Origin of the sequence: Bacillus sp. GbtcB14, from assembly GCF_019091205.1 — a bacterium.
Taxonomy (GTDB): Bacteria; Bacillota; Bacilli; order Bacillales; family Bacillaceae_G; genus Bacillus_A; species Bacillus_A cereus_AG.
On sequence record NZ_JAGXJT010000235.1, the window covers coordinates 1 to 249 of the forward strand.

Here is a 249-nt window from a genome sequence, read left to right on the forward strand (position 1 = left end):
TGGAAAATGGAACCAAATGATTTGGTCTATGGTACAACTGAAGAGCTTTCTTCAACTCGCATTTGATGCCTCCACCTCCCATATTGTTGTCATGGTCATCTTCATTCGTTCTTCCAATGCTATGTTCTACAATCTACAAACGGCATTGCGGTCTTTTGCTGACAACTATAGTGTGCATCTTGAGTGGGGCTCCTATGAAGGGCCCAATTTTTGGTGGGTGGATCCCAAGGTTGTAGTGAAAGACAAAGA

Annotated in this window: 1 protein-coding gene; it reads left to right on the top strand. The window is 43.4% G+C overall.

Annotated features, from left to right (window positions below; genetic code table 11):
- Window positions 1-16: 16 nt before the first annotated feature.
- Window positions 17-249: hypothetical protein (locus KVT31_RS29810; protein WP_217613755.1), on the top strand; the 233-nt coding region annotated here is incomplete at its 3' end.